This is a genomic window from Pseudonocardia alaniniphila (assembly GCF_022524485.1).
Taxonomy (GTDB): domain Bacteria; phylum Actinomycetota; class Actinomycetes; order Mycobacteriales; family Pseudonocardiaceae; genus Pseudonocardia; species Pseudonocardia alaniniphila.
Genome location: NZ_JAKXMK010000074.1, coordinates 1 through 11,451 on the forward strand (window position 1 = coordinate 1; position 11,451 = coordinate 11,451).

Annotated in this window: 8 protein-coding genes and 3 pseudogenes; 6 read left to right on the plus strand and 5 right to left on the minus strand. The window is 67.2% G+C overall.

What is annotated here, in order from left to right; all coding sequences use genetic code 11:
- Window positions 1-671 precede the first annotated feature (671 nt).
- The 4 genes and pseudogenes from MMF94_RS43655 to MMF94_RS42785 form a co-directional block, all read right to left on the minus strand.
- Window positions 672-837 (minus strand): annotated as a pseudogene (locus tag MMF94_RS43655) (IS256 family transposase); the annotation flags it as partial.
- Between the two features lie 117 nt (window positions 838-954).
- Window positions 955-1,947 carry an Acg family FMN-binding oxidoreductase gene (locus MMF94_RS42775; RefSeq protein ID WP_241043232.1) on the minus strand — a complete coding sequence of 331 codons (993 nt, stop codon included), beginning with the start codon at window positions 1,945-1,947 and terminating at the stop codon, window positions 955-957.
- A complete protein-coding gene (locus MMF94_RS42780) occupies window positions 1,944-2,432 on the minus strand; it encodes a hypothetical protein (RefSeq protein ID WP_241043233.1) in 489 nt (162 codons plus the stop codon). Before MMF94_RS42780 ends, MMF94_RS42775 begins: the two co-directional genes overlap by 4 nt.
- A gap of 223 nt (window positions 2,433-2,655) precedes the next feature.
- Window positions 2,656-3,264, minus strand: a complete 609-nt coding sequence (locus MMF94_RS42785; RefSeq protein WP_241043234.1) for a molybdopterin-dependent oxidoreductase — start codon at window positions 3,262-3,264, stop codon at window positions 2,656-2,658.
- 1,083 nt (window positions 3,265-4,347) lie between these two features.
- On the opposite strand from MMF94_RS42785, the pseudogene MMF94_RS42795 reads away from it, so the two are divergent.
- The 5 genes and pseudogenes from MMF94_RS42795 to MMF94_RS42810 form a co-directional block, all read left to right on the plus strand.
- Window positions 4,348-4,569 (plus strand): annotated as a pseudogene (locus MMF94_RS42795) (IS30 family transposase); the annotation flags it as partial.
- A gap of 273 nt (window positions 4,570-4,842) precedes the next feature.
- Window positions 4,843-5,415 carry an IS110 family transposase gene (locus MMF94_RS42800; protein ID WP_241043239.1) on the plus strand — a complete coding sequence of 191 codons (573 nt, stop codon included), beginning with the start codon at window positions 4,843-4,845 and terminating at the stop codon, window positions 5,413-5,415.
- Window positions 5,412-5,630, plus strand: a complete 219-nt coding sequence (locus MMF94_RS42805) for a hypothetical protein (protein ID WP_241043235.1) — start codon at window positions 5,412-5,414, stop codon at window positions 5,628-5,630. Before MMF94_RS42800 ends, MMF94_RS42805 begins: the two co-directional genes overlap by 4 nt.
- A pseudogene (locus tag MMF94_RS44005) lies at window positions 5,582-5,713 on the plus strand (transposase); the annotation flags it as partial. The gene MMF94_RS42805 and the pseudogene MMF94_RS44005, both read left to right, overlap by 49 nt.
- A 448-nt stretch (window positions 5,714-6,161) precedes the next feature.
- Window positions 6,162-6,974 carry an alpha/beta fold hydrolase gene (locus MMF94_RS42810; RefSeq protein WP_241043236.1) on the plus strand — a complete coding sequence of 271 codons (813 nt, stop codon included), beginning with the start codon at window positions 6,162-6,164 and terminating at the stop codon, window positions 6,972-6,974.
- Window positions 6,975-6,991: 17 nt separating this feature from the next.
- On the opposite strand, the gene MMF94_RS42815 is transcribed toward MMF94_RS42810, so the two are convergent.
- On the minus strand, window positions 6,992-7,237 hold the full coding sequence (locus MMF94_RS42815) for a hypothetical protein (protein ID WP_241043237.1): 246 nt from the start codon (window positions 7,235-7,237) through the stop codon (window positions 6,992-6,994).
- 983 nt (window positions 7,238-8,220) lie between these two features.
- On the opposite strand from MMF94_RS42815, the gene MMF94_RS42820 reads away from it, so the two are divergent.
- On the plus strand, window positions 8,221-10,974 hold the full coding sequence (locus tag MMF94_RS42820; RefSeq protein ID WP_241043238.1) for a helix-turn-helix transcriptional regulator: 2,754 nt from the start codon (window positions 8,221-8,223) through the stop codon (window positions 10,972-10,974).
- Window positions 10,975-11,451 lie beyond the last annotated feature (477 nt).

Genomic DNA, 11,451 nt, shown 5'->3' on the forward strand with positions numbered 1-11,451 from the left:
CACCTTCGCCGGACGCATCATCCCCACCAACGGCAGCTAACCATCACGACCAGTTACACCAGTCGTCGGACACTCCCTCACCCCCGCCGCCAGGGGTCAGTTTTCAGCCGTCGTCAGCAGCTGGTGGGCCAGGCGGGTGCTGGCAACCCGACGGACAGCTCAAGCGCAAGGCACGCCGAAGCGATCAGGTCTCTAACGAGTCACGTCGGGGGCACCGGCACCTAGCCTGGTGGTCCTCCATCGAGAGCACGCAACGACACTCGCAGGTTTTCAAGCTACGCGCTGTTGCCCGGCAGAGATGGTGAGGTCCCGTTGGCGGTCTTTCCGACGTCGTAGTGGGGTGTCGGAGTGCAGTTGCGGAAGTCGGGTGGGCGTCCCGGGCCGGGCCTGGTGGATTTGGGCGCGCTGGCCGGCAGGGTGGTCGTTGCGCGGAGATTCCGGACTCTGCGGCGGACCCTCGCGGGGTTCGGCCGTCCCGGCGGCGCGGGTTCTCCCATGTCGGGCGAAGGTCCTCAGCCAGCGGACGGGCGAGGCGCAGTTGGGTGTGCGCGGCGATCATCAGCCAGGTCCAGCGGTCGGCCGCTTGTGGGGTGCGGATTTTCGGGGCGGTCCAGCCGGGTCTGTGAGCACGCGGAAGATGCGCTCGAAGTCGAAACTGCGCGGAAACGCCTCATCTCCGCCTCCAGGGCGGTCTCAAGCACCGTCTTGGTCAGGCCCGTGAGCAGCCCGTCCGGGCCGATGAGCTCAATCCCCATCAGCCCGGGCAGCATCCACGAGTTGCTGGGCGAGCTGCTGCTGATCAATCCGATCCGCCACAGGCTCGATCGTCTCCGTCATCGCTGGTCCTTCCCCCGAGCTGCGCTCGGCGTGTCGGACCAGTTACACCGATCGTCAGACAGTCCCCAACAATCCAGCTGGCATTAAAGTCAGAGGGGTCTGAGCCTCCTCGCACGTTCAGTCAGGGAGGACGACCGATCGGAGAGGGCGCCGCGGTGTCATGGGCAGGTCCGCGCTGCCAGCTGCGGGCCACCCGACGCGGATCACCAGCTGGGGGTGTTCGGGGATGCCCAGCACGTCTGTTTGCAGGTGATGTCGGCTGGCGGTGATCTCGAGTGCCTGGCTCAGGGGAGTGGTGGCCAGCCCTGTGCGGGTGGCTCCCAGCAGCACTGCGCTTGCAGCTTCGCCTGCCTTGAGTTGGTCCAGAACGTCGTCGCCCGGAGTCGCGAGAACCAGGAAGTCGGCGGCGTCGTCGTCTGGCGATCGTCCGGGCGGGAGTGGGGGTTGAGCGAGCTCGGGTCGCCCGAAGTGGCTCAATCCCGTTGCCTTCGTGGTGCCGATCGGTCGCGGAGGGACGCTGGTCGCGGGGACGCCGTCATGGCTTCCGGGCAGGCGGTGGGTCCAAATGCGCAACTCGGCCGCGTAGCCCGGCTCGTGGTACTGCAGCTCGGTCGCCTCGCTCAGCGCCATCATGAGCTTCTCCCGAACGCCAGGATCGGTCAGCACGAGTTCGGCCCCGGCCCGCCGAGCGTGTTCCTGCAGTGATTGCAGGAGCTCCCGGGGGACTGGCCGATGGCTCATCCGGCGCCGATCGGTGTGTCGGCCTGCAATAGCGGGATAAAGCGAGGCTGCGATCAAGTCGGGCTGCGCACCATCCAATTCCACGGTGACGGTGGCGAGGTGATTGCGATTCTCGGGATCGGGGAGGCGCCGGACGCGTACGCCGCGGCCGCGGGCGGCGAGCGCGGCCTGCAGGTGGTGCAGGGCCGTCCCGCAGCTCAGGATGAGATCGCGACGGTCGGGGTCGGTGATGTCCAGGTAGCGGTCCTCGTCGGCATGCAGTTCTATCTCGTCGGGTCGGATTCGCCACTTCCAGGGCTGAGTGTTACGCACCGACGGCGCGTACAGGGCGTCCTCGACGGCCTTTGTCAGCTCGCGATCGCTTGTCATCGCCGCCTCCAGGTGCTGGGACTCGTCACGAGAATCCGCTCCGGAAGGCGTTCCCGGCGAGTGCCGCTCGTTTCCTTGTGGGTGGCCGTTGGTCCCTGAGGTTCACGCCGGGTGTCGCCGGTGGCATCGGGCTCGCTCAGCAGAAACCGCGCCGTCTTGAGCTTGCCGTCGGCGCCCACAGTGAAGCTGGGGACCGAGTTGTCGCCGCCGTTCGTGGTGAGGAGGAACCGCCGATCCGCACTGAGGATGACGCTGCCCGCTCCCTCAAACGCGTTCGGCGCGCTCGCATGGTCACTAATCGGCTTGTACGGACCCGACCCGGAGCCGCCCGTGAGCACGCGCTCCACCTCGGTGATCCGGCCGCCCGCCGACCGCGCACCATCAACGATGGCGTTCCTGGCCTCGTTCGTCTGCATGTAGAGGTGGACGCCTTGCGTCGCGTCTGCGCGCATGACCTGCGTCACGGTGGATTCTTCGTTCGACATGTCCGTCTCTCTCGGGATCGTTCGTCGTATTCGTGTTGCCGCCAGCGTGCTCCGGCCGGTTGCCACGCCGGGGGAGACGCCGAACATGACATTCCCGCAGGCATTGCGGGGCAGCCTGCCGCCGAATATCAAGCCCGCTCCTGCGGCTCATCGCTGGGCCGACGGAGACGTTCTCCAAGAGCCCGGAGCGATGTCCACACTCGCAAGTCTCGTGGCTGTCGTCTCAATCTCCTTGGTACCGCTGCTCGAGCCATGGGTCTCCCCGGTCGTGGTAGCCGCTGCGCTCCCAGAAGCCGGGCTGGTCCTCGGCGAGCAATGTCAGGCCTGACACCCATTTCGCGCTCTTCCAGAAATAAAGGTGGGGCACGAGCAGCCGGGCCGGTCCTCCATGGATTCCTTCCAGCGGTGCCCCATTGACATCCCAGACCACCCAGGCCTTGCCGTCGGTGACGTCCCCGATCGGAAGGTTGGTGGTGTAGCCGGTGTGTGAACGGGCGAGTACGAAGGCCGCGTCGTCGAGCGGACCTGCTGCGTCCAGCAAGGTGTCGACGGAGACACCGTCGAATCTCATCCCGAACTTCGACCATGCGGTGACGCAGTGGATGGCGCCCTCGTAGCGAGATCCGGGAAATGCACGGATCTCCTCCCAACTCCACGTGGTGGGGGCCGTCACCAGACCGTCGACGGTGAAGGTCCACTTGTCAGTGCAGAGGGACGGAGTGGCCTCCGCATGGAGGACAGGCCACCAGTCGCCGGCGTCGTACTGACCGGGCGGCAGGCGCGGGTCACGTGCAGCGGCGTCTCGCCGTGCAAACCCTCTAGTGATCGGCACGGTGCTCCTTCTCGTCTGTCGTCGCCATGTGATGTGGACCGCTTCGGTTCTGGCGTATCGGGCGTCGCCTCCTGGGCAGGGGCGGTGTCATCGGCGGACATCGATCTCGTGCGATGATCACACCGCACCGAAGCCGCGGGGAGCGCACGGAGCACCCCATGCCGCCGCTGTCCCACGGCGAGTGGCTTCTGTCGCCAGCACCGTCCTGAACTCGGCCTCCTCGATCCGGTAGCCGTGACCGGGCGTTGGAAACCGGCACCGCCCGCCGTCTTCGGCGGCAAGGCGCCTGTAGGGCAGAGGAGCGACGTCGAGACTGATCGGGCCTGCGGTCGACGCCCAGGGGCATCAGGCGCGACCGAGGGCCAGCCGTCGGGGGCGCATCGACTAGCGGCCTGTTGGTCTCGGTCATTTCCCGTCCCTTCGTCTGCGGTGACCTGTCTCGCCCCATGGCGGCTCTGCGCCTAGACCATGCTGGTGGTGTGCATGGGCGCGTCGAATCCGTGAAGCTCACGGGCAGCGCGATGGCGACCCCGGGGAGTGGCACTGTGCAGCGCAGCCCGGTCATGACGTTTGCCGGAGGGGTACCGTGGTCGGAGCGTGCTGCCAAGTGAGCGCGGCCATCGCGTTCCTCGTGCCGAAACGGCCATCGTGAGGGCACACCGTCAAGCGGGCGGGTGAGAGCCGTGCGCTGGTGGTGCGCGGTGAGCCGTGTGTGGGGAAGATGGCGCTGCTGGACTATCTGGTGGGGCGGGCGTCGCAGTGTCGGGTAGTGCGTGCTGCGGGTGTCCAGTCGGAGATGGAGCTGCCCTTCGCCGGGCTGCACCAGATGTGCGCGCCGATGCTGGACCGCGCCGAGCTGCTGCCGGGTCCTCGATGCACGGCGTTGCGCACTGCATTCGGGATGATCACAGGAAGCGCCGGATCGTTTCCTGATCGGGCTGGCCGTGCTGGGCCTGTTGGCCGAGGTTGCCGGGGAACCGTTGGTCTGTGTGGCGGACGACGCACAATGGCTCGACTGCGCATCCATGCAGGCGTTGGCGTTCGCCGCAGGTCGGCTGGGGACCATTCGGGTTCCTGCTGATGTACACCATGCTGCTGCACCTACCGACCGGACACGACGCCGAGCAGGTCCGCGACACCCTGATCGCCACCATCTCGACCCTGCCCGAGCACCTGCGCGGCTCCCTGACCTGGGACCAGGGCTGCGAGATGGCCCGCCACCAGCAGTTCGCAACGGCCACCGACATGGCCGTCTACTTCTGCGACCCCGCTAGCCCCTGGCAGCGCGGCTCCAACGAGAACACTGTGAGTGTCGTGGGTGGCGCGGCTGGGTTGATCGACCAGGCTGGCGTCGGCAGCTCGGAGTGACTCTCAAGAATACTGGCCGCCCGTTCGGCGTGCCTTGCGTTTGACCTGCCCTTCGGGTTGCCGGCACCAGTCTGGCTCACTTGTCTTGGCTTGATCAGGAGCTTGTCCGCCTGCGGCGTGACCCCTCACAGTGCTGCCGCGACCAGTGACCTCCGTCTAGGCCGGCGCCGATGCGTTCGCCCCCTTAGCTGAGAGGACAACCGCGTGGCCATGCTGGCAGAGCAGTACCGCTATGTCATTGGCGGCGACCCCGACCGCGACACCATCGATCTCGCCGTACTCGACACCGCCACCGGCGGGGTCCGAGCCCACCTGGCGGACACCGCGGACGGGCCCGGCTACGAGCGAATCTTGGACTGGGCCCGGCAGCACGCTCCTGGACAGCGGGTGTGGGCAATCGAGGGCACCGGCAGCTTCGCCGCCGGGTTGGCTCGGTTCTTGGCCGAAGCCGGAGAAACCGTGGTCGAGATCGGTGCAGTCAAGCGCTCCCGCGCCGCGAAAAACGATCACATCGATGCCGTCCGCGCCGCCCGTGAAGCTCTCGCGCGTGACCTGCAAGCTCTGCCGCGGGCCAGGGGACAGCGCGAGGCGATACGGATGGTGCTGGCCACTCGCGCCGGGGTGCTGGTCAGCCGCACCAAGGCGATCAACGAGCTGAAGAGCCTGATCGTTGTCGCGCCCGAGCACCTGCGCGCTCAACTGCGAGGGCTCTCCCTCGTCCGCCAGCTCGCCCGCATCGAAGCGCTTCAGACGCCCCGGGCGCCGAGGTTCAGCATCGAGTGACGATCTCGACGCTGCGCTCGATCGCGGCCAGGGTCCGCTTCCTGCAGCGCCAGACTGCCGAGCTCGACCCCGAGCTGATGGAGCTGGTCGCCGAGCATCCCGCCGGGCCGACACTGCTCGCCGAGCCCGGAGTCGGCCCCGTCGTCGCCGCTCAGCTGCTGGTGTCGTGGTCTCATCGCGGCCGGGTCGGCAACGAGCCGCCTTCGCAGCGCTGACCGGAACGTCCCCGCTCGAGGCCAGGAGCGGACAACGCATCCGGCACCGGCTCAACCGCGGCGGCGACGGCGATCTCAACCGGGCGCTGCATACCGTGGCCATCACCCGCGTTCGCTGCCACTCCGAGACCCGCGCATACCACGCCGCCGCGACCGCCCGCGGCAAGACCCACCGCGATATCCGTCGCTCCCTCAAATGCGCCCTCGCCCGCCGGTTCTACCGACGCATCCAAGCCGCGACCCGACCCACCGCGGTGACCGACACTCAGGCGTCAGGCCGCTCAGTGCCGGTGCGGTCGTCGAGAGCTCCTTTGGCGCCGCCGAGCACCTCTTCGGGGCGTTCCTTCATGACCAGCGAGTAATAAGCGTCCAGCAAAGCAACGGAGTACGTGGCACAACCTGGCCCGCCGCTGCTAATGGCGAGGTTGTACGGATTTGTAGGGGTCGCAGCGGTCGCGTTGTGAGCAGCTCGTGGGTGACCTCGCCTACGCAGCCACGCCCCGCACCGACCGACCACGTAGCTTCGCGCCCATGGCTCCCGATGCATCCGCACCTATCGAGACCGGGCACACCACGTCCGCCGACGGCACCACCATTGGCTGGCGGCGGCTCGGTACCGGTCCGGCGATCGTCGTCGTCCACGGCGCCCTCGCCACTGGCGAGCAGTGGCTGCCCGTTGCTCGGGCCCTTGCCGATGAGTACACGATGTTCCTCGTCGATCGCCGGGGGCGGCCCCTGAGCGGTAATGCCGAGGACTACGACCTCGCGACCGAGATCGCCGACGTCAAGGCCGTGCTCGCCGTCGCCGGACCCGGGGCGACGCTCTTCGGGCACTCCTACGGCGGGATCGTGTCGGCGGCCACCGCCGCAGCGGGCGCCGACATCTCTGCGCTCGTGCTGTATGAACCGCCGCTGCCGGTGGCCGGCCCGCTGCCCGGAAGCCTCATGGAGGCCGTCGCCGCCGCGATCGCCGGCGGGGACAACAATCGGGCACTGTCGATCTTCATGTCTGACATAATTCATGCGCCGGACACCGCAGTCGCGGCTCTCCGACAGATCCCGATGTGGGCCGAGTGGGCCGCTCTCGCTCCGGTCTGGGTGCGCGAACTGCGCGTCACCGACGGGCTGATCGATGACCTGGACCGGTTTACGGCCATCCAGCAGCGCACCTTGCTGCTGCTCGGTGCCGACAGCCCACAGCATCAGATCGACGCCACAGGGTTCTTCGCCAAGCACGTGCCAGACACCACGCTCGTGGAGTTCCCGGGCCAGGAGCACTTCGCGCATGTCACCGAGCCCGCGGCGGTCGCCGACGCCATCAGGCGCTTCCTCCGTCAGAGCTGATCGGCGGGCGGTTCGCCTCAGGGAGGGCGGACGATCGCACGAAGCGGACCGTGCCCGCTACTGACGGCGCCTGCCGAGGTACGCCGGCCACCAATGGTCCCCCCGCCATCGCCGTCGGCGACCAGGACGCTGCTGGCGAACGCCGGGCACAGCAGGTAGGAGAACGTCCTGACCGACAGGTTCCGGGCGAAGCGCCGGGGCAGTTCCAGCAGGAGCAGCGCCCCGTCTATGACGAGCTCGGAGTAACCGTCGACGCCAGTCACGTGGGGGTGATCGTAGCGGATGCGGTGGGTCAACCCGCTGAACCGGAGGAAATCGCTTCGTCCGGGTGCACCCGCAGCCATACGAGCTGGCGGCCGCCACAGGGTCAACCCGGAAGACGAAGTCGTCCAGCATTCAACGTAGCCGGTGCCACAGTCGTCCCGACTCGTTTCAAAGCATTAAGTGCGGTGGCCGCCGCGAGTTCGCCCTCGATATGCGAGATCGCAATGGTGACGTCCTGCCCCAAGCGGGCAGTCGGTCGCGCCTGTAGCGGGAAATACCCCCGACAGGGTTCCGTCCGGGCCGCAGACGGCATGGCCGCCCGGCTTTCCCCGGCCACCATCGCGTCCACCAGCCGAGCCAGCAATCACACTCACGGTCTCGACCACCCAGCGCAGGGCCACGAGCAGCGAACATCTGATCTCGCGGACGCTGCGACGAGCAGCACCGACCATGGGCGGACAGCGGGCGGCCAGCGCGGTCACAGGACCGGTGTGATGGATCCCGTGACCGCCGGCGTGATGGGTGCAGGCCAGTTCGAGCCCGACGGGAAACGGGCGCGGGAGCACATGCAGAGACCCTGGGCGTGGGGAGCGACCAGGGTTTTACACCGGAGCGATCGGGGTTTTATTTCGAGCAGCATCATCCGTGTGGATGTCCTCGTCTGGACAACGATCGTCTGAGCCATAGAGTGTCTAGAAGTGTAGGAGTGTCACGTTCCGGTGGATTGCCCATTGATCAGCGCTCCGACCACACGGCCGACCCGTGTGGAGGTAGGTCGATACAGGCCGGACTCCCATGGCATGCTGGCCGGGGATAAGCACATCATCAATGAAGTGCGTTCTGCTAGCTGGCGCACGAGTGCCGGTCGACCCGGCACGGTCGAGTAAAGCGGCAGCCGTGGACAGGGTCGCGAAGGTGTACCGCTGCGTCGGTCCCCGAGTCGCGCATCGTCGAGCGGCATTGGTCAGGTGATCTCGTGTTAATGGATCGGCGCGACGAGCGGGAGGCGCTCGTCCGGATACTCAAGGCCATTCGGGCGGGTGAGAGTCAAGCGCTTGTGGTACACGGTGAGCCCGGCGCGGGCAAGACGGCGCTGCTGGAGGACCTCGTCGGACGAGCGTCGGGCTGCCGAGTGGAGCGCGTGATAGGAGTCCAGTCCGAGTTGGATCTGGCTTTCGCAGGGATCCATCAGTTGTGCACGCCGATGCTAGACCGGGCGGAGGAGTTGCCCGGCCCGCAGCGTGACGCGCTGTACGCGGCGCTCGGGCTCCGCGGTGGACCAGCGCCAGACCGCTTCCTTGTAGGCCTTGCAGTGCTGGGTCTGCTGGCAGAGGTGGCCCGTGAAAAGCCACTGGTATGCGTGATCGATGACGCACAGTGGCTAGACACGGCGTCGGTTCAACTACTGACATTCGTGGCCCGCAGGCTGCGGGCCGAGTCGGTCGCGTTGATCATCGTCGTGCATGAGCCCGACGAGCTGGATTTTTCTGGCTTGCGGAAACTAGTCGTGGGCGGGCTGCCGAAAACGGAGGCCCGGATGCTGCTTGGATCTGTGCTGCGCGGTCCGGTGGACGAGCGGGTACTGGACCGTATTGTTTCCGAGAGCCGGGGCAATCCACTCGCCCTCCTGGAGTTGGCACGCGGGTCAACGCCGGACGAGCTTCTTAGCGGGTTGCTGCGAGTGGGCGAGCTGCCCGAGTGGATCGAAGACACCTATCTGCAGCGAATCGCGTCGCTTCCGGAGGACACGCGGCAACTGTTGCTCCTGGCAGCCGCGGAGCCGGTAGGTGATCCGGTGCTGCTGTGGCGGGCAGCTGGACTCCTCGGCATCGGCGCCCGGGCTGCCGACCCGGCCGACCGGATCGGATTGATCGACATCGGCTCTGTGGTCCGGTTCTCACATCCACTCGTTCGCTCAGTGGTCTACCGGGCGGCATCGAAGAAACAGCAGCAGCACGCACACCGGTTACTGGCAGAGGTGATCGATCCGACGGCGGATCCCGATAGGCGCGCCTGGCACCGCGCCCAGGCTACGCCCGGGCCCGACGACGAGGTAGCCGATGAGCTCGAGCATTCAGCGCTTCGAGCACGCGCTCGTGGCTGCCCGGCTTCGGCCGCGGCGTTCCTCGAGCGGGCGGCTGAGCTCACGCTCGATCCGACGCACAAGGCGGAACGGATACTGACCGCGGCGCAGGCCAAACACCAGGCTGGCACGACCGACGCCGCCATCAGGCTGCTCTCCCAGGCGGAGGCCAGCCAACTGGACGAGCTCCGACGTGCGAAGGCCGACTTGCTGCGGGGCCAGATCGCGTTCACCACGCGCCGCGGCAATGATGCGCCCCAGCTGTTGTTGAAAGCGGCAAAGCGGCTGGAGCCGCTCGACGTCAAGTTGGCCCGTGAGACGTACCTCGAGGCCCTCTCGGCCGCGACCTTCGCTGGCCGGCTGGCCGATGGCGGCGGCCTGGCGGAGATCGCCGAGGCCGCACGAGCCGCGCCGCACGCCTCGTCGCCCCAGGGCGCAGCAGACCTTCTTCTGGACGCCTTGGCTACACGACTCACGGACGGGTATGCCGTGGGAGTACCGATGATGAGACGAGCAGTCCGCGCATTCCGCGGCCCGGACCTCACCCCGGACGAGGGGCTGCGCTGGCTCTGGCTCGCGAGCACGACGGCTGCGCACACGTGGGAGGATGAGACCTGGGAAGCACTCGCCGATCGGCACATCCATCTCGCCCGGGAGGGCGGTGCGCTCGCCGTGCTTCCATTTGCCCTGACATCACGAATCGTCGTCCACACATTCTTCGGCGAACTACCCGCGGCAGCGTCGCTACTCAAGGAGGCCAACGAGGCCATCGAGGCAACCGGAAGCCCCCGCATGCCCCTCGCAGCCATGTTGGTTGCTACGTGGCAGGGACGGGCGGCCGACGCCTTCAAGCTGATCGACGCCACGATCACGGAGGCGGCGACCCGTGGCGAGGACTTCGGGCTGACCATCGCCCAATGGGCGAAGGCATTGCTGTGCAACAGCCTGACCCAGTACGACGACGCGCTGGCCGCCGCCGATGACATCGGCGAGATACGCCCTCCAGCACTTGGCCTGTCGGCCTGGGGGGTGCTGGTGGAGCTCATCGAGGCAGCCGCCCTCAGCGGAAGACCCGAGCGTGCCACACACGCCGTCGAGCAACTCACGGAAACGACTCGCGCATCCGGGACCGACTGGGCAATGGGGATCGAAGCCCGCTCACGAGCGCTGCTGAGCAAACGCGAGGCGGCCGAGCGACTCTTCCGCGAGGCGATCACTCGGCTCGACCGCAGTCGTGTTCGCGGCGAGCTCGCCCGCGCGCACCTGCTCTACGGCGAATGGTTGCGCGGCGAGAACCGCACGTTTGACGCACGTAAGTCGCTACGTATATCTCACGAGCTGTTCTCCGAGATGGGCGCGAAGGCATTCGCTCGCCGCGCCGCGCGCGAACTGGCGGCGGCCGGAGTGCTGCCCCGCAGGCCGCGTTCCAACCACACCGTCCGTGAGCTCACCCCGGCAGAGAGGAATGTCGTAGAGTTCGCGTGCGTCGGGTTTACCAACGTCGAGATCGCCGCCCGACTCTTCATCAGTACCAAGACGGTCGAATGGCATCTAAGCAAGATCTTCGGCAAACTCGATATCACCTCGCGCGGACAACTACCCTGCGCCTCGGCCCGCGCTCAAGGGGGCGCGGAGCGGCGGCGGGGAGAATAAGAAGTCGGCTCGTCGTGCTTCTCGCGATCCGACGCGGGTATCGGCGACAGTTTTCCCCTTCTTGACTGGAAGTGGCTAACCTTCGCGTTCATCTTGCGGTAAACAAACCTGCCTTACGTCAGGTCACTGACGATCACCCAGATCCGATGGACTCAGCACGTCGCGAGGGCAAAAGCAGCTCGGCACCGCGGGTGAGCAAGGACGAGCGTTCGCTGCCCGGGTCGAGGGCGACGGTGGACATGAGTAATCGGGCCGGCTGCCGTTGGCGGTCGGTCCGATCTTGGTGCGCTGGACGTGAGGGCCGGCGTGGGGCCGTGCGCGGCGGGCTGATCAGCCGCCGTCATGCGGAAGGCCTTCGTGTTCGCCGTTGAGGGGGGCCCCAGCGCGGGTGGGCGGCAAGCTAGTGGCTTGTCACGCAGCCTTGACCGGGTAACTGGTCCAGGTGCGGATCGGTGAGTCGGCGGCGAAGTTGACCTT